Here is a 23726-nt window from a genome sequence, read left to right as displayed (position 1 = left end):
AATGTGTTCCGTTATTGAAATGGAATAATGTCGATTCTATCCTGATCGGAATTATTTAACACCAGCGCTTCAGGATTGATTTTTTCCGGCTGCATGACCAATAATAGCCTGCAAGACTGATCATGGCCGGCTATTGCCACAATCTTGCCGACAGATTCTTTGCTGTTGCGGTCGATTATAGTCGTATCAGCATTAATCATAGCCGTTTTACGGCATTCGGCGAGAAACAGTTCACGTTTTGTTTTGCCCAGGTAGTGGGTACGGGCAATAATTTCCTGGCCGGTATAACAGCCTTTGTTAAAGCTGATGCCGCCGAGCTTATCGATATTCAACATCTGAGGAATATATTCTTCCGAGACTGCCTCGTTAAACCAGGGAATTCCAGCGGACAAATCCTGATAGATCCAATCACTGGAATTGCCGGCAGGGAGCATTTTCGGGCCGACAGTTTGCGACCAGAAAGTTTTTGCCTGATCGATAGTACCGTAAGCTAGATATCGAGGAGAATTCCCCGGCAACCGCATTAAATTTAGTCGATTTTGTTCAATCGCGTAAGGTTGTTGCGGCAATGGGATTTCGTTTACGGACGGTGCAGCGCTGACGAGGCCCAACAAGCAGAGCCGGTCCGACATGTCTTGCAGCTGAACCTTGGCGCGAAGAATATACATGCGTAACTTATTCATCACCTTGTTCAATAAAGATTGAGGCAAAATGATGATGAATGTATTTTCCGTTTTGCAAACGAGTAAAGTGCTGATCACTCGCCCCTTGGCATTGCAGAAGGCGGCAAGACTGGCGCGGTTAAGGTCCAAGTCTTTAATGTTGCATGTGAGCTGTCCCTGTAGGAATGATTCGGCGTCCGCGCCTGCGACGTTGAAAGCAGTAAGATGGGCAATTGGATAAAGCGTGTTTTCCGCCGGGGAAGATTTCATCGGAAACGTTATGTGTTGTTCAGCTGTCAGTCGGGCGCCGTTAGCTTGTAAAAAAGATATCCAGTCTGGGTTCATGGCGGTGGTTGAATTAAAAGATAATGTTGAAAATGAGATAAGATGGACAATTAAACGAGGAAACAATATGCTTAATTATAAGCCGACTACGGAAACTTTTGCGATTGGCTCTTCATTAAATAAAGCGGTTTTTCTGACTTTAATCCATCTTGTAGGGTTGTTTGCTTGTTGGCAGAATAGTTTGGCCGTAGATATAAGGTTGATTTTACTTGGACTGATATCAGTCAGTTTATTTATTCGGTTATCGGACTATAATGAAATTCATTATAAAGGGATAAGGCTAACGGAAGTAAGCGGCTGGGAGTTGGCATTGAAGGATAAGGTTTTTGTGCCGATTACTTTGGGAAAAGCTTCCGTTATTACACCTTGGGTTATGTTTTTATATTGCGAGACCGGGCAAAAACAGTGGATTATTGTCGTGTTTAGTGATGCACTATCGGGTAAGGAATATCGAAGGTTGTCGGCTCTCGTTAGAACTTCAGGTTTGTGAATAGGGAATCATGGTGAAATCCGAACAAGATTATAGGGTTCAGCTTGGCAAGGTTAAGAATCTTCCGCCCCTGCCTGAAGTCAGTCTCAGGATCATGAATGCGGTCAACAATCCGGATGTGTCGGTCGACGAGGTGGTGGAAGTTTTATCGTTATCGCCTTCTTTGGTTGCCCGTTTGTTGGGATTGGCAAATTCCGCCTATTTTGGTTATTCCGGAAAAATCAATGATTTGCGTAAAGCCATTATTCAGGTGCTAGGCTTTAATTTGGTTAAGAGTCTGTCATTAAGTATTGCCTTGAACGTGCAACTGGATACACGAAAATGCCAGGCCTTCGATGCGCATTTCTATTGGCTTCAAGCATTAACGGCCGCGGTATTGGCGCAAAAATTGTCGGCTAAAACGCAAGTAGATGTGCTGCAACCCGCAACGGTCTATACCTCAGGATTATTGCTGAACATAGGCGTTCTCGCAGCGGTGTTTCTTTTTCCCGAAATGATGCAAGCGGTTTTTAATCGTTGCCAGCAAAGCGGACAATCCCTTAAGGAAGGGATTTGCAATGCAGTAGGAGTGAGTCATTATAAACTTGGTTATTTGTTGTTGAATCGTTGGCGCTTGCCTGCAATCTATCAAACTGTCGTTAAGGAGTTTGAAAATCCTGATTTTGGAGAAAGCGAGATGTTGTTAATTTCACTCCATCAAATTAGCCAATCTATGGCGTCTTTGATCAACAAAGGAATGCCCGTCGATATCACATTATATAAAGCGGAACTGGAACTTTTATCAATTCCGGCCGGTTACGCGGCAGCGGCAGTCGAGCAAATCGTGACAAGCAGGGACGATATTCAGGAGTTGGCGACAATTATCAGTAGTTAATGAAAGCATAGCTAACATGAGCCTTAGCACGAGCGTAAGGAAAAACATGGAAGACATTATCGTCGATTTATTAAATTCGCTATCGGCCATTAAAGAATTGTCCGAGGTCAATTATCATGTCAAAAGCGAGGAAGAACTGTTAAAAAAAGCCTTGTCCGCGTTAATCCATAACCAGGATATGGAGCGTTGCTCCTTCTTCATGATAAACGACGAAGGAATGTTGGAAAATTTAACCGGTCTCAGTTATTTCGAGATTGTCGAGGACACGCAAGAAACCGTTCAGCCTTTGCAGTTCAAGGTGGGGGAAGGTATTATCGGTTTGGCCGCCGAGAAAAAAACCTTGCAACATTGTCATAATTGCCTTGAAGACGAACGCTTTGCCATATGCTCCGCTCAGGAAAAAGGGAAGTTGCCTGGTTCCATCATCAGTGTTCCGGTTTTTTCCGATAATGTGGAATTGATCGGCGTCCTCAATATTTCTCATCCGGAACCTTATTATTTTACAGACTGGCATATTCGATTATTAGAGATATACAAAAATATGCTGGGGCAGTTGATGACTAATTATCGCCTGTTTCATGTCATGGAGCAGCAGATCACCGCTCGGACAGCAAAGCTGGAAAAGGCTTATCAAGACATCAAACGGTTGAAGGATCATTATGAAAACATCTCTGTTTTGGACCAATTGACCGGCTTATATAATCGGCGTTATTTCTATAACCAGATCGAACTGACTATGGCGGGGTATGAGCGTTATGGACAATCGATGTGTTTGCTAGTGCTGGATATCGATCATTTCAAATTAATCAATGATAGTTTTGGACATTCGTTTGGTGATCAGGTGTTGGTCGACGTGGCGACCACCCTAAAACGCCATGTCCGAAACGCCGATGTATTGGTGCGTTACGGTGGCGAGGAATTTGTGATCATTTTTACCAATACCAGTTGCAGTAACGGTTTGATTTTCGCCGAGAGAATCCGGAATGAAATCAATCAGCAAACTTGGTGGAAAGATCAGCATCAAGTTACCGTGACCATGAGTATAGGCCTGTATTGTCATGATCAAAGCAGTAATCAGGACGGACAGAAACCCGACATAGACAATATAGTGCATTATGCCGACATTGCGCTTTATGAGGCTAAAAAAAGAGGACGCAATCAAGTTGTTAAATTTTCTGAAGAACTGCTAGCTAAATAGTTCTGGGTAGCCGGTTTTATATTCAACCGTTCAATTGTATAATTGCTCTCCCATTGCGACCGGGTTCGGTCCCATCCGTCTATAAATTCAATTTAGAGAACTCTATGGCACTTCATTGTGGAATTGTCGGCTTGCCCAATGTCGGCAAGTCAACGTTGTTTAATGCCTTAACCAAGGCAACCATCTCGGCAGAGAATTATCCTTTTTGTACCATTGATCCGAATGTTGGTGTGGTGCCGGTTCCCGATCCCCGGATGGATAAATTGGCTGACATAGTCAAACCGGAAAGAGTCTTGCCAACCACGATTGAATTTGTCGATATTGCTGGCTTGGTTGCTGGCGCTTCAAAAGGCGAGGGGTTGGGAAATCAATTTCTCGGCAATATCCGGGAAACCGATGCAATCGCCCATGTCGTGCGCTGTTTTCATGATGATAATGTTGTCCACGTCGCCGGAAAAGTGGATCCAATTGGCGATATCGAAGTCATCAATACTGAATTGGCGCTGGCGGACATGGCGACCGTGGAAAAAGCGCTCCAACGCGCGGCCAAGGCATCTAAATCAGGCAACAAGGAAGAATTGGCCAGAAAACAGTTGTTAGAGAAAATTGCCCAACATTTGGATAGCGGTCTTCCTGTCCGCTCGATGGAATTGAGCGAGGATGAAGACAGATTAATCAAAGAATTATGTTTGATTACGATAAAGCCGACCTTGTATATCGCCAATGTTCAGGATGATGGTTTCGAAGATAATCCAATGTTGGATCAAGTTAGGGAGTTTGCGGCTAAGGAAGATGCAAAAGTTGTTGCGGTTTGTGCGGCGATTGAAGCCGAAATTGTGCAATTGGATGACGAAGAGAAAAAAGAATTTTTGGATGACATGGGGTTGGAGGAGCCTGGTTTGAATCGGGTGGTCCGGGCTGCTTATGAGCTATTAAACCTGTCCACCTACTTTACCGCCGGTGTCAAAGAAGTCAGAGCTTGGACGATTCCTAAAGGCGCCTTGGCCCCGCAAGCGGCTGGTGTTATACATAGCGATTTTGAAAAGGGTTTCATCAGAGCCGAAGTCATCTCTTATCGGGATTTTATCGACTGCAACGGTGAACAGGGCGCGAAGGATGCCGGAAAATGGCGCCTGGAAGGGAAAGAATATGTCGTGCAGGATGGCGATGTGATCCATTTTCGATTTAATGTTTGACATTCGGTAAATAAAACCTATAATAGTCAGCTCTTCGGAGCTGAGCAGCTTCGAGGTTCAATTCAGTGGCGACATAGCTCAGTCCGGTTAGAGCGCGGGATTCATAACCCCGAGGTCCCAGGTTCGATCCCCGGTGTCGCCACCATTTTCTCCTTTCATTACCAGTCAGATAGCTTATCTTCATGCGTGATGCGTTGATCGGGTATTTTTAAGTTTCCGATTATTGGCAATCTCCTTGAGAAGGTTGATAAGATCGCAGGGAAATTCGGGCGTCGGTTAAACGTTCCTCCATCATTTCTTCACTTGCTCAACAATGGATGTTGAGGTTCGCTTGGTGTTTTTCCGCTCCAGTCGGGAGAATGGCGGGGATGGTGAGGCGTCATCTATTTTACACATCGCGGTCTTCAACCTAGATTGTGAGTATTCTCGTTAGAATGGCCTTTAGCTGGATGCGCAAGCTTGTGATGGATATTTCCCATGATTGTTAAGCAGATCACTAGCATGACGGAAGTCGATGCTGACAGTTGGAACCGGTTGGTTCAGGGCAAGGACCCCTTCGTCAGTCACGAGTTTCTGGCGGCCTTGGAAGAGAGTGGTTCGGTGTGTGCAGAGACAGGCTGGCGGCCAAGACATTTGCTGGTTTATCGAGAGCAGGAATTGATTGCAGCGATGCCGCTTTATCTAAAGGACCATTCGTGGGGGGAATACGTCTTCGACCAGCAATGGGCCGATGCCTATTACCAATCCGGCATGGATTATTATCCCAAATGGGTCAACGCCGTCCCCTTCACTCCGTGCCAAGGGCAGCGACTGTTGCTGGCGCCAGCCTTGGATAAACATAGCGTGATTGAGCGATGCATCGATTACATTAAGCGGCTTTCGGAGCATAAAAAAATTTCATCGTTGCATTGCCTGTTCCCCGACCCTGTCCAAGCGCAGGATCTGGAGAAGATAATGTTGCTACGCGAAGGCGTTCAATTCCACTGGTTTAACCGGGGCTACCATGATTTCGCCGATTATCTGCAGAGCTTTTCGGCCAGGCAACGCAAGAAGATCAGCAAGGAACGCCGCAAAATTGCCGAACAGGGCATCGATTTGATCCGTTTGCGCGGCGCTGAAATAGGCGAAAGGCAGTGGCGGCATTTTTTTCGCTTTTATCAAGCGACTTATTTAAAGCGCGGCCAATATCCTTATTTGAATCAGGAATTTTTTATGCGTCTGGCGCAGAGCATGCCCGACCAGTTGTTGCTGGTGTTGGCTGTAAAAGGGAATAAAATCGTGGCGGCGGCGTTGAGTCTGATCGGCGAAGATACGTTATATGGCCGCTATTGGGGCAGCCATAATGAATATGACGGGTTGCATTTCGAAACCTGCTATTATCAGGGGCTGGAATATTGCTTGGAGCATGGCGTGAAACGTTTCGATTCCGGCGCTCAAGGCGAACATAAAATCTCCCGAGGCTTTGAGCCGGTCACCACCTATTCCGCCCATTGGTTGCAAAACTCCCGTTTTTCCGATTTGATCGCCGAGTTTCTAAGGCGGGAAAAGCCGTTGATCCGCCAATATAAATATAATTGTCGTGGCCGACTTCCTTTCAAGGCTAGAAGTGACAATTAAAAGGCTTGTAATTCAGTAGAGTGGCTATGATTTTATGTTCTAATTCGGGCTTGGCACATTTTTTATTGAAAATCTGCGGCATTATCGGTATGTTTGCCGTTGATTAAAAAAGAAGTAAGTTTCTTAGTGTTTCGCGCTTTCAGAATGGTGCAATAGCGGAATTGATCGGCACAAAGTGTGATGAAACTGAGTACGACAAAGGCATTAGCCGGATGAGGTGTGCCGCCATCTTGTATGGAAGGCAAGTGGGATAAAATCGATGTTGTTGGGGTATCATGCAACAGCATATTTTTGAAATCAAGAGCCGTGCTAAGAAACGACTAAACCAAGCAATTCAGTGAGTAGCAGCGACCATTCCAAGCATGAGTAAAACGTCAGATTTAATCAAAATCCGTTCCACTGGAATGGGATATTTTATTAATCGGGTGCAAACCTTTTTTGTCGGTATGTTGCGTATCTGGTCCATACCGATTGTATTAATGCTCAGTGTTTGTTCCGGTTTCACAACCTTTTATGGCTTGTCGCATTTTATCACGCCGTGGATAGCCTTCGTTATTACTGTCGCCATCCAATCCATCATCGTCATTTGCTCGCTGGAATTGGCGGGGATTCATTGGAAGGCCAACCGAATGCGCTATTTTTCCGTGGTGGCATCGTTATTGATCGCCTTGGCCGCTTCGATTTCATTTTCCTATTTTAAGTTCTATGAAATCTCCGAGCAGGACAGTTTGCATATCCAACGTTTGAATCAGATTCGAACCGATGTCAAAGTTTATTTGGATAAGATCTTGCAAATTAAAGCGGCGGTATTGCAACAACAAAAAAAGGAATTGGAAAAGGCTTCGCGTGATGTGTCGCAGGCGTATTTCGGTACTCATCCGGAAATTGCCGAGGGCTATCGTAATCAGGTTGGGGAAGGGCCGTTCTGGAAACATTTCAATCAGATTTATCAAGAAAAAAAGCAAGCGGTGCTAGCGCAAGAGCAGGCATTCGCGGAACTGGACAATAATATTCGCCAGTTGCAGAGCAGTCTGGCTGAACTCGATGTTGCCACCGATGTGGAGAAAACTTACTACCAATTGTTGGCTAATTTTCAAACCGTGCAATTGGGGGTTAATCAGTTGTCCAGCGAAATGGGAAGACAATTGCCGGAAGCGCCTATGTTAATGACTTATAAGCAGTTTGTCGAGGATGTAAACCCATCTTTTTCGATGTGGACCGGTTTTTCCGCGTTCGCGTTCGTTTGTGCCGCCATGGTCGATTTCTTTACTGTTTTGCTGTCCTATCGGTTGGAGTTTACTGCGCCAGGCCCCTTGACCGTCCAGGAGGAAGAATTGGTGTTTGAATGTCTGCGCCAGTTTACCGAATTCAGGATCAATGAGAATGACGAACTGGAAATGGTAATCGAAAAGACGCCGCTTGAAAAAGCCCGACGATATTCGGATTGGTCGAGAATGTTCGCGGTCGGTTTGTTGCTTAGCCGCGGTTTTTTACGCAAAGTCGACGATCGTACCGTGGAATTCGCCCCCAATCTCTATCCATTATTGGCCGAAAAAATGGCTGATAAGATTTCCCTCCTTAAGGCGCGAGCGGCAGCCAAGCAAGCAGTGAAAGAACAATGAATAATAGTGGATCAGAATTGGAGCGTTGGTTGACCGGTGGGGAATTGATGGCTGCTGGCGATGAAACCGGTGACGCCTGGGAGCCGGGTTTTAATGCCGATCGGCAGGTTGTGCGCTCGCGGCTCGGTGGTTTTTATCAAAAACTGTTTTTGCGGCCGGATGTTTTCACCCAACGCTTTTATCACGAAATTTACCCCTTACCGATCGAGGATTGGGATTATCGGGAGCGGATGGAATTATTCGATGGTTTTTGTCAGGTCGAAGTCGCGATCGAATTGCGATATCAGGCGACGCTAACATTTGCGCAGCGCAATGCCGAGGCCTTGCCCGATATTAATACGCATATTAAACGTACATTTCAGTGCATGCTAACCGATATAGTGCATAAAGAGGTTCATGCATTGAACGATGGCCATTGGGTGCAAGGTAGCTTGCTCGATATTGAAAAAAAAATTGCCGTGACGATTTGCGAATTGTTAATGATGCAGAATATTCAATCTAGGGCTATATGCAAGATATTCGCTGAGTTCAAGGAGTTTCCCAACGTGCAGCCTGGCAAGGATAATGTCTATTTGCATGTGTTGAAACAAAGCCATGAATTGAATGAAAGCAAAAACCAGGCCTACTTTCGCCGCCACCAAGCGATGAAGGAACAAAAGTTGCTTCATAAACAACAGGAGCTGGAGATATTACATAAGTTCGCCGAAATCGAGCGGCGCAAGCGGGCACAAGACGCCGCCGATCAACTAGCGTTGCTGGAGGATGAAGAAAGACAGCTGGCGGCCCGTTTGGCGATTGAGAAACGCATGCACGCCGAGCAGGTCAGGCATCAGAATGAATTGAAGGAAATGGAATCCGAGGCGGAATTGCTGGCGCAACAAAAAATCAGGATGCTTCAGCAAGAAGCCGAATTGCAACAGATGCAAGACAAGTTGAAGCATCAGGAACGGCTTGAAGAGCAAAAACTTGAGGCCGACACCGCCAGACGAGAAAAACAATTGTTTCATCAGTCCGAGATTCAGGACAAGAAAACCAGGATTGAGGTAGAGCGCTATGAAAAACAGCAGGCAGCGTGGCGAGCAGCGAAACTCAAATTGCATGAACAACAGCTAGCCTTGAAAAAACGGCAACAACAATTGGAGCAGGAAGCCGAACAGGAACTGAAGCAGCAAGAACTAGACGCTAAAAAGCAGCATGTGGTGATGCCTTTTCAGAAGCTGGAAAAATTCGAGGATGGGGAAAAGGTCAAGAGAAGGTCGGAAACGTTACGCAATGAAATAGAGTTGTCATTGCTCGAAAAGCAACGCCTAGAGCTGGAAATGGCGATCACGGAAATGCAAAAGAAAACATTCCAGGAATAAGGCGGATTGGCGATCAGTCGTACGTTCAAAACAGCAACCGATCAAGCCCATGCAAATGGCAATGGGTGGGTAGCGTAAAATGTAAAAGTCCAGGTTGAGGCTGAATAGCAACTGAGACTAGGCTTGCTTTCGTGATTGGTACGGTCGCTACAGACGGGTTTAATTGTGGTTTTAACAACGGTTTTACGGCCACAAACACAGATTTCGCTTTTCCCGGTTGTTATAGGGAAAACCAAACACTATTCAGGGGAATACAATGGACCAATTAAAGGCCTTAGGTATCGACAATCAGCCGGTTGACATCGTTGCTGAACGGCGCAAGTTGCATCTTTACATCAATCTCAAGCTGGCCTCTTGCGGCCAGCCGACTTGTATCGATGCCGATTCGGCAGAGTTCATGGATACGGCTAACGATTTATTGCTCAGTTACTTGGAGAAAAGTCGCCAGTTGGCCACGACATCGTATTATCCGGCCGATCAGCGTATCCAGAATTTTTTGAACGACTATTTTTCCGACCTCGATTTGGAGCAATTTCCGTCGTTGCCCACGATTACTTTTGAATTGGATAGGCACGGCGTGGCCAGGGAATTATCCTTGCCGATCGGTGAAGACAAGTTCGTGTCCGATATTGTTTCCAGCTATCGCGTTAAACAGGGGATATTGCACAACCCGGCCAGCGACAGGCGTACTACCAAGGGGTCGTTTCATATCGCGGCAGGCGGATTGCCCGTTCCTTCCGACAAAAAAGAAGTGCCGAAACATGCCTTCGCCGCCATGCTGCAACATGCGGTCAATCCGCCGGAAGAATTATTGGTTCTCCCGTTTACAGCGAATCAAGCGGAAGCGGCGCGAATGTTCGCGTCACTCTTGTTGCGTCCCGTCGTTTGTCCGGAAATTCCCGGCGTGGAGGCGGAGAAATCGATGGAGGTGCGCTTCTTTGCGCCGGGAACCTTGGTAGGAAACCTGGATTTCGTCGAGAGTATTTTCGGCAATGGCGGCAATCCGGCCTTGCCGGAATGCGATGCCGCGTTGGATGTCGAACATTGGAGCGGACAGACCGGTTGCGTAATTTTGGCTCCGCATTTGAAAACGCTGACGAAAAAAGAGCTTGGCCTGCCGCATTGGGACCAAGCGACCGCGCGGCAACGCAAGGATGGTATGTGTTGGCAAGATCCCGACGAACTGTACAACGATGGCCAGGCGTTCAAGGTGACCGCGCGCGACCGCAACGGCGTCATCGTGACCTTGCTGGCCGACAACTACTTCGGTTACTGCAAGAAAGAGGTCAAGACACAGATCAGTTATGCGGCCAATCTGTATGGGTTGGCCGAAGAGGAGCATGCCGGCGGTGCATTGGCCTTCCAACGTTTCAACCACGGTGATGAGTTCGGCGTCAGCAGCAAGACCCGCGAACCGGGTTACAGTTTTGATGATATGGTGGCCCGGTACGGTGAAATCATGGACGTTCGTCCGGAAGGTTATGCCGTGGACAAACGCTTCCCCGAGATCATCTATGTCCAGCAAGACCTGCGTATGAACCTGAATGCGCAAACGATAACCTGGCGCAAAAAATTAAAAACTCAAACGCTGAGGCTGAAACCGGGCAAAATTTATATCCAGCCGAACGGATACAAAGTCGAAATGCAAAAGCATCCGGGGGCGCCATCGTGGCGATTGGTCGGGACGGCCCCGGAAGGCACTCTTTGCCATAAGCCTTGTACCGTCTCCGGAGGCGGCAAATCGGAAATCTCCAAGTCGATCGAGGACGCCGTGATTTTTGGCCCCTTGTTCGTCGATGTGCTGCAGGAGGATCTGGACCGGGTCCAGGAGATTTTCGATAAGGACTATAGCGATCGCTTCTTGCCCGGCTTCGAGGACGAAGACCGTGACCCGACCCGCAAACCATTGAGCCCGGAACGCAGTTTGGGATCGGTGATCAAATTGTTAACGCCGTCGCCCAGCCAAAAGCCGGAATACAACAAATGGTTGAAGTCCATTCCCCCCAGCATTCTTGCCCTAGTGTTCTTAATCAAACGGTTTTATCGGGAAGAGTGGGGCAATGATTGGCGGAAATATTTGTCTGTCGATGTGATTGATGGCGCTCCTGGACATGAATTGAAATTGGGCGATCGTAAGATCGTCGCGACCTATCTGCGTGTCGGTTTCGACTTAGACGGCAATTGGCGTACCTTTAAAGTTCGGCAGGATTATCTGGCGGCGGAAAAAGTGCAAATGGAGGACGACATCACCGCCTCGGTCGTCGTGCCTGCTTCGACGATAGCCGATTATATCGCCACGACCGGCGATTATGAGAGCGTTAAGCTGGTGCATAATTGCGAATATCGTCTGTTTCAGCGGCCCGATGACGCGATCATCCCCGGTTATGACAAACAGACTGAAATCAATATGGCCGCTCCAGGTAATTTTCTGGCCAATTACGAACCCTTAGACCATGAAAAACTGGCGGCGATCGTGGAAAATGTATTGACCTTTTCCCGTTTTACGCAACCGATGTACGACTTGCTCAACGTGGCCTATCAAGAAAATAAAGGTTTTGTGGTTTCGTCCGCCCATCCGCGCTTGGTTGATGGTAAGCCATCGAAAAATCCTCGTTATTTGGAAACCCGGGCCGATTTGATCAAGCCGTTGCGTAAATATGTTGCCGAAATAGGCGCCCGTTTCCATCGCAAAATTCCACTGGGGCAGCCGGTATGCCATCCGGTCAACGCAGTGTTGTCGGGGCGCCGTAATAATCCTCCTGAACCCGGTATTCGGTCATTGGCGGTCTATAATCCCATCCATTATCAGGAACTGCCGGAATTGTTCATGGACTTTATCAGTTCCCTGACTGGTAAATCCCCCTCCACCACCGGAGCGGGCAGCGAAGGGGCCTTGACCAAGGGGCCGTTCAATGCCCTGCGCGCCACGGCGGATCTGAACAATACGCTAGTCTCCTACATTCTGACCGGTTATCCCGGCTTTTCCAGTTCAGCCGGGCATATTGGCCCCAATGTCCGGGTCGATCACGATGTTAGTCTGCTGATTCCCGAAATCTGGGCTCGTTTGAAACATCACGAGCGACAACCCGATTACCTGATCGAGCATAAATTTCTGGAGTCGTTGCAGGATTTCGAACACGAAGGGCAAAGAGTATTGGCTAGCCGCTTGGGATATCGCATCACCAGCCGTTTCGTGCATGGATTAATGGGCAAGGTGTTCGATAATCCGAGCGCGGTATTCAACGAAGACATTTTAAAACCGGAGGTTCAAAACTTGGCCGTGTTTGTCGACGGCGTCAATAATATCGTGGAAACGCAGCAGCGCGTGGCGCAACAATATCTGAACGACGGTAGCGTCGAAGACGCCTGTCCGCCGTTGTATGCCTTACTGCACATTATGGCGTTAGGCGAGTTCGAAGGTAAGGATGCCCATCATCCTGACATACGCTCCATGTTTACCAAGGAATATTTACTCGGTTCGGATTGGTACCGCGAACGTCTTGAAATCAAGCAGCAAAGGGATATTGGTCTGTGGCAGCGGCATGTCGATTCCCTGCAACGGTTTCTGAACGAGACGAGCCATAGTAAACCGGCTGTTGAAATGAAGATACAACAACGTTTACAAAAGGCCCAAGAGCGTTTGCACTGGGTTACTCGTCCGGAATATCTCGAAAGTCTGGTCGGGACGATCGGCGCCGACCCTTTGGGGCCGCCAAGGGAAAGATCGCGATAACGTGATTGGTCGATCAGTTTGGATTCCTAGGGTAAACCGTAGGAATCCAATTATCGCCACATCCTTGTGGCCAAGGGATCAGGTTCTGAAATGACCAACCATTTCGCGTAGCTGATTGGCCAGTTCGAGTAGTTCCTGGCAAGCTGCCGAGGTGTTTTTAGCGCCATCGGCCGTTTCCTCGGACACCGAACTGATATTGTTGATATTGCGGTTGATTTCTTCTGCGACGGCGGTTTGCTCCTCCGCCGCGCTGGCGATCTGGTTGTTCATATCGGTGATGGTGTCGATGCGTTCGCTGATATTAGTGATAGACTCGCCGGCCGAGGCGGCTTGCTTGACGCTATTGGCGGCTTGCTTGCGACCGTTTTCCATCACCGCGACGGCCTGCTTGGCCCGTCCTTGCAAGCGTTCGATGGTTTGCTGAATTTCCAGCGTGGAGTTCTGGGTGCGGCTGGCCAGGGTTCTGACTTCGTCGGCGACGACCGCGAAACCGCGCCCCTGTTCTCCGGCCCTGGCGGCTTCGATCGCCGCATTCAATGCCAGTAGGTTAGTCTGCTCGGCTATGCCTTGTATGACGCCCAATACTTCGCCAATGCTGTTGCTATCGTTTTCCAGTTCATGAATGACATTGGCGGCGTTTTCGACTTCCGATGCCAGGCTGTTGATGCCGTTAACGGCGTCATTGACAATGTTTTTGCCGGAGGCGGCCTCCTCGTCGGCAATCGCCGCCGCATTGGAAGCATTGACGGCATTGCGCGCCACTTCCTGTACCGTTGCCGTCATCTCTTCCATGGCCGTGGCCACCTGGGTGGTTTCCTCCAGTTGCCGGGCGACGCCGGACTCGGTGGCGTGGGTAATATTGGCCAGTTGGTGGGAGGCGGTGGCCAGTTTTTCGCTGGTCGAGGAGATTTGGTCTATGGTTTTGGCGATCTTTTTAACGAATGAGTTAAAACTGCTGGCGACCCAGGCGAATTCAGACTTGCCTTCGGCCTTCAGGCGGGCGCGCAAGTTGCCTTCGCCGCTGCTAATATCCTGCAAGTTGAGGGCTAGTTCGGTTAGCGGTGTAATGATGATTTTATTCATGACGAAGTAACCGGTAACGGCAATGATGATCAGGGTTAGCAGCATGAAACCGATGGCCGACAAAATGTTCGTCTTTAGTTCTTCGGCGCCGGGCCCATAAGGCGTGATGATTTCGAAGGCACCGTGCAGATCGCCGGCGGATTTGTTTTCCATTGGGTAGCCGAGGATATCCTTGCCTTCGTTATTGCCCCAGATTCGAGCGGAATTAGCCGGGTTGCCATGGCAAAGCTCGCATTGTTTGACCAGTCTGACCGGCCGGAAATAACGCGCTTCGTAGTTGTCTTCGTCGATGTAAACAAATTCCTTGGTTGCAGGGTTGTCCTTGAAATGGGCTAACACCCGGCGCTCGATGTCGTCGGCCTCGTTTTTCGGGTTGCGCGCGTTTACCCGTGGAGCCTTAAAGCGAAAATCGCCTTCCTGGGCTTTTTCCTGGATGATGTGCCAGGCATTGGCGACCGGAACCGTGGCCAGTACCAGATTTCTCGCCGTCGAGTTGTTTTTGTTCTGGATCAGTTGCTTGAGTTGATCACTTGAAAACAGGCCCGCTTCCCATTTGTTGACGACATGGTTGCGTACTGATTCCGATACCAACATCAATTGTTTGGCCGAATGGATTTTGTTGTCGATCAATTGTTGTTTTTGCAGATTGGCATACAGAATCAACAATCCGATGCCAATGGCGGTCAATACCGCCATGGTGATCGCGACGACTTTTACGCCGACGGAATGCCAGTTCATCATCAGCATGGTTTTATCTCCGGGTGGTGCTTATTTTTTATAGTTCTTGTTTGAATCATTGTTATTTTGTTGCTTGAGGAATGAACATGTCTTATGTTAACGGATTATTAAGATTATTTTTGCACTTAAATTTAAAGATTGTAGTCTTTAAGCTTAAAATTGTTAGCGTCAGCATGGTTAAAAACTTTATCGACATGAATAAAATCAGAGTACTCTTTGTTTGCATGGGAAATATTTGTCGGTCGCCCACCGCCCAAGGTGTTTTTCAGGCCTTGTTGGCACAAAAGGAATTGGAAGATCGGTTCGAAATTGATTCCGCTGGAACACATGCCTACCATATCAACGAAGCGCCGGATCTGCGGGCGCAAAAAGCCGCCAGGGAGCGAGGCATCGATTTAGGGCGTATCCGGGCGAGGAAGGTGATTTTTGGAGATTTCGAGGATTTTGATTATCTGTTAGCCATGGACGATGATAATTTCCAGATTCTGATGGAAGCCTGCCCTGACGAGCATAAATCGAAGATCAAATATTTGATGGATTTTGCTCCGCATATTGGCGAACGCGAAGTGCCCGATCCTTATTATGGTGGTAAATACGGATTTGAACGGGTACTGGATATGGTCGAAGAAGCCTCGCTGGGTTTTTTAAATTCATTACAACAACAAGGGCATATAGAATGAAAAAAAGATCATTGTCTCTGCTAGTTTGGCTGGCCGCCATGCTGCTTTTCCCAACGCACAATGCGGTCGCGGAATCCGATGGAAAAATCAGTCATGTGGTTTTGGTTTGGTTGAAGGAGTCGGGTAACCAGCAAATACGACATGAATTCGTCCAAGCCAGCCAGCAACTGAACGGGTTGCCGGGCGTCGTCAATCGTCATGTTGGCGTTGTTGTTCCCAGCGACCGGGTGATTGTCGATGATACCTTCGATGTTGCCATTACCGTGACGTTGGAAAATAAAAAAGCTTTGCAAGCGTATATTCAGCATCCCAAACATAAAAAAATTCTGGAACAGCAACTTAAACCGCTGGTTAATCGTGTCGTTGCTTATGACTTTATGTCGGAATGAGGTTTAATCATGGCAATCGTTGCAAATACCGTCGGCTACCTTGACGGCGATGTATTATTGGAAGGTTATTTCGCTTACGATGATTCGAGCGAGGAAAAGCGTCCGGCCGTATTGATCAGTCATGCCTGGGGCGGACGCGATGAATTTGTGGCGGCCAAGGCAAGAAAATTGGCGGAGCTCGGGTATTTGGGATTCGCCCTCGATATGTATGGAAAGGGTGTTTCGGGGTCGGGACCCGAGGAAAATGCCATATTGATGCGGCCCTTCATGGAAGACAGAGCAAAGCTGCAAAGGCGCATCAATGCGGCGCTCTATGCGGTTAAATTGATGCCTTGGGTGGATGACCGTAAAATTGCGGCGATCGGTTTTTGTTTCGGCGGTTTGTGCGTGCTGGATTTGGCGCGTTCCGGTGCCGATATCGCAGGGGTGGTCTCTTTCCACGGTTTGTTGGGGGCGCCCGACAACATCGACAAGCCGCAGATCAAAGGCAAAGTGCTGGTTTTGCATGGTCATGACGACCCCATGGCGCCGCCCGAGCAAGTAGCCGCATTGCAACAGGAGTTGACCGCGTCCGGCGCCGACTGGCAGGTCCATGTCTATGGCAATACCATGCATGCCTTCACCAACCCGGTGGCCAATGACCCCGGTTTCGGTACGGTCTATCAACCGCTTGCCGATAATCGCTCCTGGCAAAGCATGAGAAACTTCCTGGCCGAAGTGTTTGCGTAATCCGTTTTTGCTGCTTGTTACCTACCTCCGACACTATTGTCGGAGGCATTGTCTTCTAGTTCGCAGGCGCGAATTCCCACTCCGTTCTTATTTCGACTCAATCTCTTCAATTTGTTATAATTGTTAGGTTTTTTGAGGCCTTATCAGTCTGGCATTTTATTCGGCAAAGCTGTTTCTTTACTAGACTGTTTTATAAGGAATTCATGTAGAAAAGGCTTACGGCTGAATTGGATACCACGGAGCAATGACAGACTTCGCTAAAGAAATTATTCCCGTCAATCTCGAAGACGAGATGAAACAATCCTATCTCGACTATGCCATGAGTGTCATCGTCGGTCGAGCGCTTCCCGATGTCAGAGACGGATTGAAGCCGGTTCATCGTCGTGTTCTCTTTGCCATGAGCGAGCTGGGCAATGACTGGAACAAGCCCTATAAAAAGTCGGCGCGTGTGGTGGGCGATGTGATCGGTAAATACCACCCGCATGGCGACACCGCGGTCTATGACACGATCGTCAGGATGGCTCAGCCTTTTTCCATGCGCTATATGCTTATCGATGGTCAAGGCAACTTCGGATCCGTCGATGGCGATTCGCCGGCGGCGATGCGTTATACCGAAGTGCGCATGGCCAGGATCTCGCACGAATTACTGGCCGATCTGGATAAGGAAACGGTCGATTTCGTGCCTAACTACGACGAATCGGAAGCGGAGCCGGCCGTATTGCCGACCCGTGTACCTACCTTGCTGGTCAATGGTTCCTCCGGTATCGCCGTGGGTATGGCCACCAATATACCTCCGCATAATCTCGGCGAAATTATTTCCGGTTGTCTGGCCTTGATCGAAAACGACGACTTGAGCATTGCCGACTTGATGAAAATTATTCCAGGCCCCGATTTTCCGACCGCCGGCATCATCAACGGAGCTTCGGGTATTTTTCAGGCCTACAGCACCGGGAGAGGAAGAATTTATCTGCGCGCCCGCTGTCATTTCGAAGACATCGGCGATAGCGGGCGTCAGGCGATTGTCGCCACCGAATTGCCTTACCAAGTCAACAAGGCTCGCCTGTTGGAAAAGATTGCCGAAATGGTCAAGGAAGGTAAATTGGAAGGCATTTCCGGCTTGCGCGATGAATCCGACAAGGACGGTATGCGCATGGTCATCGAATTGCGCCGGGGCGAAGTGCCGGAAGTGGTGTTGAACAATCTGTACAAACAGACTCAACTGCAGACGGTATTCGGCATCAATATGGTGGCCTTGCACAACGGCCGCCCCCATTGCCTGAATCTGAAAGAGATTCTCAATGCTTTTATCGACCATCGCCGCGAAATCGTCACCCGACGAACCATTTACAACCTGCGGAAGGCGCGCGAGCGGGCGCATGTGTTGGAAGGCCTCGCGGTGGCGTTGGCCAATATCGATGAAATGATCGAGTTGATCAAGACCTCGGCCAATCCGGCGGAAGCCAAAGTCGGCTTGTTGTCCAGGACCTGGAATGCCGGCCTGGTGACATCGTTGTTGGAAAGAGCCGATGCCGACCGCTCCAGGCCGGAGGATCTGGCGCCGGAATTCGGTCTGGTCGATGGCGTCTATCGCCTCTCCGAGACCCAGGCCCAGGCCATCCTCGATTTGCGCCTGCATCGTTTGACCGGCTTGGAGCAGGATAAAATCGTCAATGAGTATAAGGACTTGCTGCGATTAATCGACGAGTATCTGGAAATTCTCGGTAGCGATGCGCGGCTAATGGAAGTCATTCGCGAGGAACTGGAAGTCATTAAGGAGCAATATGGCGATGACAGGCGCACCGAGATCGTTCAGGATTATCTGAACCTGACGGCCGAAGATCTGATTACCGAGGAAGATGTGGTCGTGACGATGTCGCATGAAGGCTATGTTAAATCGCAGCCGTTGGCCGATTATAAGGCGCAGCGCCGCGGCGGGCGCGGCAAATCGGCCACGGCGACCAAGCAACAGGATTTTGTCGAAAAACTGGTTATCGCCAATACCCACGATACGATCTTGTGCTTTTCTTCGTTGGGCAAGGTTTATTGGTTACGGGTGTTTAACCTACCGGTCGCCAGCCGGGCATCGCGCGGCAAACCGTTCGTCAATCTGCTGCCTTTGGAGCAAGGGGAAAAGATTAACGCCATGCTGACGGTCAGGGAATATAGCGACAACCGCTATGTCTTCATGGCGACGACATCCGGTACGGTGAAGAAAACTCCGCTGAAAGAGTTTGAGCGGCAGCGGAGTAACGGTAAAATTGCCATCGATTTACGCGATAACGATAGATTGGTTGGCGTCGCGATAACCGATGGCGAACAGAAAGTGATGTTGTTCAGCAGCGACGGTAAGGCGGTTTGCTTCGAAGAGCAGGATGTCAGGCCGATGGGGAGAACGGCGGCGGGTGTGCGGGGTATTAAACTACAACCGGGACAGAAGGTTATTTCCCTGATCATCGCCACCGAAGGCATGGTGCTGAATATCACCGAAAACGGCTATGGCAAACGAACCCGGTTGGAAGAATTTACCTGTCACAAGCGGGGAGGCCAGGGCTTGATCGCCATTCAGACCAGCGAGCGCAATGGTGCGGTGGTCGGTGCGGTGCTGGTCAACGATAATGATGAAATCATGTTGATTACCAATGGCGGTACATTGGTTCGTACTCGAGTCAATGAGATTTCTATCGTGGGCAGAAATACTCAAGGGGTGACAGTGATTCGCCCTGATGACGATGAAAAAGTCGTGGGCGTCGATCGTATCGAAGGCTTGCCCGGAGAAGATGAAGAGGGGCTTCAAGCAGACGAGGCCGATATTACAGGAGATCAAGACTGATGGCGCGGATTTATAACTTTAGTGCGGGACCTTCGGCGTTGCCCGAAGAAGTGTTGTCACAGGCGCGTGACGAAATGCTGGACTGGCAGGGCACAGGGATGTCGGTCATGGAGATGAGTCATCGCGGTAAGCATTTCATGGCGATTGCCGAAGCATTACGACAGGATTTACGGGAGCTGATGGCGATTCCCGACAATTACAAGATCGCCCTGATGCAGGGCGGGGCAACGGCGCAGTTTGCCTTTATTCCCCAGAACATTCTGCGAGGCAAAAAAAAGGCCTGTTATGTCAAGACCGGTGCCTGGTCGAACAAGGCCATCAAAGAGGCCGGAAAGTACTGCCAAGTGCAAATTGCGGCCAGTTCGGAAGACTCGCGATACACGACCATACCGGAACGAGACAGCTGGAATATCGATCCTGACGCGGCCTATTTGCACTATACCTCGAATGAAACAATCCACGGTGTCGAGTTTTCCGATGTGCCCGATACGGGCGATTTGCCGTTAGTGGTGGATATGTCGTCGAATATTTTGTCGCGGCCGGTCGATGTCGGTCAATTCGGCTTGATTTATGCCGGCGCGCAAAAAAACATGGGGCCTGCCGGCGTCACCGTCGTCATTATCCGCGAGGATTTGGTCGGCCATGCCGACGCTTCGGTACCGGGCGTATTCGATTATAAGCAGCAAATCGATAACGATTCGATGTTGAATACGCCGGCGACATACAATTGGTATTTGTTGGGTCTCGTGTTGCAGTGGTTGAAACGGCAGGGCGGAGTAGCGGCCATCGAGCAGCAAAATATCCGTAAGGCCGAAAAACTTTATCGAGCGATCGATAACTCCTCGCTATATAGCAATCCGGTCGATCCTGCTTGCCGTTCGCGTATGAATGTGCCTTTCGTGCTTGCCGACAGTAACTTGGACAAGGAGTTTTTGGCTCTAGCCGAAAAAAATGGTTTGGCGACCTTGAAGGGACATCGTTCGGTTGGCGGCATGCGCGCCAGTATCTACAATGCAATGCCGGAGGCCGGTGTTGATGCTCTGATCGAGTTTATGGCTGAATTCGAAAGAACCCATTAAGACAATGAGATCATGACGGCTATCATTCCCTTATCAGAGTTGCGGAAAAGAATCGATGAGATTGATCGACAAATTCTCGAGTTGATCAATCAGCGAGCTAACTATGCGATGGAAGTCGCCAAGACCAAAATCGCCGAAGGTGAAACCGGTACCTTTTATCGCCCGGATCGCGAAGCCTTGGTGTTGCGCCGCATCAAGCAATTGAATCCGGGGCCTTTCTCGGACGACACCTCGGTACGTTTTTTCCGTGAACTGATGTCGGCTTGTTTGGCTCTGGAAAAGCCGTTGGAAGTCGCTTACCTGGGGCCGCAAGGGACGTTCACGCAACAGGCGACTTTCAAGCATTTCGGCCATGCCGTCAAAGATATTGCCGTACCGACCATTAACGATATTTTCAAGACCGTGGAAAACGGCCATTGTCAATTTGGCGTGGTGCCTGTGGAAAATTCCACCGAGGGTGTCGTCGCCCATACTCTGGACCGCTTCATGACATCCTCGCTGCAAATCTGCGGCGAAGTCGAGATTCGGGTGCATCAGAACTTGATGGGCAGGATGGAAAGCCTACAGGACATTACCGAGGTGTTTTCGCATCAACAGTCGTTGGCCCAATGCCGGCAATGGTTGAGCGCTTATCTGCCCGGTATCGAATGTACCGCCGTCAGCAGCAATGCCGAGGCGGCGCGGCTAGCCGCCAAGAATCCCAACAAGGCGGCCATCGCAGGGGCGGTTGCCTCTGAGTTGTATGATTTGAATATCCTGGAAAAAAATATCGAGGACGATTCCAACAATACCACTCGTTTTATCATCATCGGACATCAGCAACCGTCTTCGACCGGTTTCGATAAGACTTCGATTCTGGTGTCGACCGGCAATCAGCCGGGCGCGTTGTATAAAATTCTGGCGCCGTTCGCCGAATACGGCATTAGTATGGCACATATCGAATCCCGTCCTTCCCGACAAGGGTTGTGGGATTATGTGTTTTTTATCGATTTAAACGGCCATCGTGACGATGAAAATGTCGCTAAGGCACTCAAAGTGTTGGAGCAACACGTCCATTTGTTGAAAGTTCTCGGTTCCTATCCCAAGGCCGTCATTTAATTTCTTTCTCTTTGCACATCAATGAATAAAAAACATAGCATCAGTACCTTGGCGGTGGCAGGGGTGCAAAAACTCGTTCCTTATGTTCCGGGCAAGCCGATAGAGGAATTGGAGCGGGAGTTGGGGCTCAGCGATATCGTCAAACTGGCGTCCAATGAAAATCCTTTGGGCACAAATCCCCGCGTCGCTCAAGCGATTCAGAAAACCTTGCCGGAATTGACCCGTTATCCCGACGGCAACGGTTTTAAATTGAAAGTCGCCCTGGCGGAAAAATTGTCTGTCGATTCGGCGCAGATCACCCTGGGTAACGGTTCCAACGAAATCCTGGAGCTGGTCGCCAGAACCTTTCTGACACCGGATCTGGATGTAGTGTTCTCGCAACATGCGTTCGCGGTCTATCCGATCGTGACCCAAGCGGTTGGCGCCACGGCCCGAATTGTTCCGGCCAAGGACTATGGACACGATTTGTCCGCGATGTCGGAGCAGATCAATGACAGAACCCGTCTGGTTTTTATCGCCAATCCGAACAACCCGACCGGCACGTTGTTGCAACCGGACGAGTTGGAGGCGTTCATAAAGGCATTGCCGAGTACGGTGCTCTGTGTATTGGATGAAGCCTATCATGAATACGTTGCACCCGACAGGCGTGCCAGGTCGATCGATTGGCTGCGCGCTTATCCGAATCTGATTATCACGCGGACCTTTTCCAAGGCTTACGGCTTGGCTGGTCTGCGTGTCGGTTATAGCTTGTCTTCGCTGGAAATCGCCGATTTGTTAAATCGGGTCAGGCAGCCTTTCAATAACAACATGCTTGCGCTGGCGGCCGCCGAGACCGCGCTGTCCGATCGAGATTATTTGCATAGAACGGTCGCGGCGAACGCTGCCGGCATGCAACAGTTGACGGTGGCTTTTCGAACATTGGGGTTGGAGTGGATTCCGTCGGCAGGCAATTTTGTTTCGGTTGATCTCGGCAGGCCCGCTTTGCCGATTTATGAAGCCTTGCTGAGAAAAGGCGTGATCGTGCGGCCGGTCGCCAATTACGAGATGCCGAATCATTTGCGGGTCAGTATCGGTACGGAAAGGGAGAACCAAGTATTCATTACCGCGTTGAGTCAAGTGTTAAATGCTATTTGATAAACTTTGCATAATTGGCGTTGGTTTGATTGGCAGTTCCGTGGCGAGAGCTGCGCGCAAACAGGGGTTGTGCAAACAAGTCGTGGCCTTTGGCCGGGAAACCGATAACCCGAACTTAGTACGCGCCAAGCAGTTGGGGGTTGTCGACCGGTTTTATACCGATATCGAACCGGCCGTCACGGATGCCGATTGCGTAGTGATTGCCGTGCCGGTCGGCGCGGCCGAAACGATCTTCAAGCTATTGCAACCCTATTGGAATGATACGGCTGTCTATACCGATGTTTGCAGCACCAAGGGCAGCATCGTCAGTGCCGCTAAGGCGGTGTTCGGACGGGTGCCGAGTAATTTTATTCCGGCTCACCCGATCGCCGGCGCCGAACGCAGTGGCGTCGAGGCGGGCATGGCGGATTTATTCGAAAACAAGCGCTTGATCATCACGCCTTTGCAGGATAGTCATGAGGTCGCGCTGGAGAAAGTGACCCGCTTTTGGGAAGGCATGGGGGCGGCTGTGTCGCTGATGGATGTGGCGCATCACGACACGGTGTTGGCGGCCACCAGTCATCTGCCGCATATCTTGGCCTTCGCCCTGGTCGATTTATTGGGGCGTAAGGATGAGCAGGTCGAAATCTTTAAGTTTGCCGCCGGTGGCTTCAAGGATTTCAGTCGCATCGCCTCCAGCGATCCCACCATGTGGCTGGATATCTGCATGGCCAATAAGCAGGAAATCATTCCGCTGATTCAGCAACTGCAGGCTGAATTGAGCAAAATTCAACAGATGCTGGAACATGATGAGAGTCAGCAGCTTTTCGCAACCTTTACGTATGCCAGAGAAGCACGGCAACGTTTTCTTGATCAGTTAGAAAAATAA

19 protein-coding genes and 1 tRNA gene are annotated in these 23726 nt (G+C 49.5%); 17 read left to right on the top strand and 3 right to left on the bottom strand.

The features are described from left to right. Nucleotides 1-11 precede the first annotated feature (11 nt). The gene (gene ygfZ, locus EP25_RS0106605) at nucleotides 12-1073 is read right to left on the bottom strand and encodes a CAF17-like 4Fe-4S cluster assembly/insertion protein YgfZ (protein ID WP_152555609.1); all 1062 of its coding nucleotides are present in this window, start codon (nucleotides 1071-1073) and stop codon (nucleotides 12-14) included. A gap of 1 nt (nucleotide 1074) precedes the next feature. Between ygfZ and EP25_RS0106600 the strand changes: the two genes are divergently transcribed. The 6 genes from EP25_RS0106600 (at nucleotide 1075) to EP25_RS0106575 (ending at nucleotide 6382) form a co-directional block, all read left to right on the top strand. After that, a complete protein-coding gene (locus tag EP25_RS0106600) occupies nucleotides 1075-1497 on the top strand; it encodes a protein YgfX (RefSeq protein WP_152555608.1) in 423 nt (140 codons plus the stop codon). Between the two features lie 13 nt (nucleotides 1498-1510). Next, nucleotides 1511-2371: an HDOD domain-containing protein gene (locus EP25_RS0106595; RefSeq protein ID WP_160172707.1), complete on the top strand. Its 861-nt coding sequence runs from the start codon at nucleotides 1511-1513 to the stop codon at nucleotides 2369-2371. Nucleotides 2372-2417: 46 nt separating this feature from the next. Continuing rightward, entirely contained in the window at nucleotides 2418-3569 is a 1152-nt protein-coding gene (locus EP25_RS0106590; RefSeq protein WP_235185855.1) for a sensor domain-containing diguanylate cyclase, read from the top strand. Between the two features lie 104 nt (nucleotides 3570-3673). Beyond that, a complete protein-coding gene (gene ychF, locus EP25_RS0106585; RefSeq protein ID WP_031433136.1) occupies nucleotides 3674-4765 on the top strand; it encodes a redox-regulated ATPase YchF in 1092 nt (363 codons plus the stop codon). A gap of 67 nt (nucleotides 4766-4832) precedes the next feature. Continuing rightward, nucleotides 4833-4910, top strand: a tRNA-Met gene (locus tag EP25_RS0106580). Nucleotides 4911-5242: 332 nt separating this feature from the next. After that, nucleotides 5243-6382, top strand: coding sequence for a GNAT family N-acetyltransferase (locus EP25_RS0106575; RefSeq protein ID WP_031433135.1), 1140 nt, complete (start codon nucleotides 5243-5245; stop codon nucleotides 6380-6382). A gap of 62 nt (nucleotides 6383-6444) precedes the next feature. Here the strand turns inward: EP25_RS0106575 and EP25_RS0106570 are convergent, their stop codons facing one another. Continuing rightward, nucleotides 6445-6669: a hypothetical protein gene (locus EP25_RS0106570; protein ID WP_031433134.1), complete on the bottom strand. Its 225-nt coding sequence runs from the start codon at nucleotides 6667-6669 to the stop codon at nucleotides 6445-6447. A gap of 75 nt (nucleotides 6670-6744) precedes the next feature. Between EP25_RS0106570 and EP25_RS0106565 the strand changes: the two genes are divergently transcribed. From EP25_RS0106565 to EP25_RS0106555, 3 genes are all read left to right on the top strand, one after another. After that, the gene (locus tag EP25_RS0106565; RefSeq protein WP_031433133.1) at nucleotides 6745-8004 is read left to right on the top strand and encodes a hypothetical protein; all 1260 of its coding nucleotides are present in this window, start codon (nucleotides 6745-6747) and stop codon (nucleotides 8002-8004) included. Beyond that, nucleotides 8001-9365, top strand: coding sequence for a coiled-coil domain-containing protein (locus EP25_RS21835; protein ID WP_036300309.1), 1365 nt, complete (start codon nucleotides 8001-8003; stop codon nucleotides 9363-9365). The genes EP25_RS0106565 and EP25_RS21835 overlap by 4 nt, the downstream gene beginning before the upstream one ends. Nucleotides 9366-9621: 256 nt before the next feature. Then, nucleotides 9622-13098: a hypothetical protein gene (locus EP25_RS0106555; RefSeq protein ID WP_031433131.1), complete on the top strand. Its 3477-nt coding sequence runs from the start codon at nucleotides 9622-9624 to the stop codon at nucleotides 13096-13098. Nucleotides 13099-13176: 78 nt separating this feature from the next. Here EP25_RS0106555 and EP25_RS0106550 read toward each other — a convergent pair whose 3' ends face one another. Beyond that, nucleotides 13177-14928, bottom strand: coding sequence for a methyl-accepting chemotaxis protein (locus tag EP25_RS0106550; protein ID WP_031433130.1), 1752 nt, complete (start codon nucleotides 14926-14928; stop codon nucleotides 13177-13179). Nucleotides 14929-15113: 185 nt separating this feature from the next. On the opposite strand from EP25_RS0106550, the gene EP25_RS0106545 reads away from it, so the two are divergent. The 8 genes from EP25_RS0106545 to EP25_RS0106510 all read left to right on the top strand — a co-directional run bounded on the left by EP25_RS0106545 (nucleotide 15114) and on the right by EP25_RS0106510 (nucleotide 23726). Continuing rightward, nucleotides 15114-15599 carry a low molecular weight protein-tyrosine-phosphatase gene (locus EP25_RS0106545; RefSeq protein ID WP_031433129.1) on the top strand — a complete coding sequence of 162 codons (486 nt, stop codon included), beginning with the start codon at nucleotides 15114-15116 and terminating at the stop codon, nucleotides 15597-15599. Next, nucleotides 15596-15988, top strand: a complete 393-nt coding sequence (locus EP25_RS21830; protein WP_051906447.1) for a Dabb family protein — start codon at nucleotides 15596-15598, stop codon at nucleotides 15986-15988. The genes EP25_RS0106545 and EP25_RS21830 overlap by 4 nt, the downstream gene beginning before the upstream one ends. A 9-nt stretch (nucleotides 15989-15997) precedes the next feature. After that, a complete protein-coding gene (locus EP25_RS0106535; protein ID WP_031433127.1) occupies nucleotides 15998-16717 on the top strand; it encodes a dienelactone hydrolase family protein in 720 nt (239 codons plus the stop codon). A gap of 244 nt (nucleotides 16718-16961) precedes the next feature. After that, nucleotides 16962-19547 (top strand): DNA gyrase subunit A, encoded by a 2586-nt coding sequence (gene gyrA, locus EP25_RS0106530; RefSeq protein ID WP_031433126.1) that lies wholly within the window; start codon nucleotides 16962-16964, stop codon nucleotides 19545-19547. Then, nucleotides 19547-20626: a 3-phosphoserine/phosphohydroxythreonine transaminase gene (gene serC / locus EP25_RS0106525; protein ID WP_031433125.1), complete on the top strand. Its 1080-nt coding sequence runs from the start codon at nucleotides 19547-19549 to the stop codon at nucleotides 20624-20626. Before gyrA ends, serC begins: the two co-directional genes overlap by 1 nt. Nucleotides 20627-20638: 12 nt before the next feature. Next, complete coding sequence (gene pheA, locus EP25_RS0106520; RefSeq protein ID WP_031433124.1) at nucleotides 20639-21724, top strand: prephenate dehydratase; 1086 nt, start codon at nucleotides 20639-20641, stop codon at nucleotides 21722-21724. A gap of 21 nt (nucleotides 21725-21745) precedes the next feature. Then, nucleotides 21746-22858 carry a histidinol-phosphate transaminase gene (gene hisC / locus EP25_RS0106515; RefSeq protein ID WP_031433123.1) on the top strand — a complete coding sequence of 371 codons (1113 nt, stop codon included), beginning with the start codon at nucleotides 21746-21748 and terminating at the stop codon, nucleotides 22856-22858. Further along, nucleotides 22848-23726 (top strand): prephenate dehydrogenase, encoded by an 879-nt coding sequence (locus EP25_RS0106510; protein ID WP_031433122.1) that lies wholly within the window; start codon nucleotides 22848-22850, stop codon nucleotides 23724-23726. Before hisC ends, EP25_RS0106510 begins: the two co-directional genes overlap by 11 nt.

Source organism: Methylomarinum vadi (genome assembly GCF_000733935.1).
In the GTDB taxonomy this organism is placed as follows: domain Bacteria; phylum Pseudomonadota; class Gammaproteobacteria; order Methylococcales; family Methylomonadaceae; genus Methylomarinum; species Methylomarinum vadi.
This window is presented reverse-complemented; position numbering and strand designations above follow the sequence as displayed.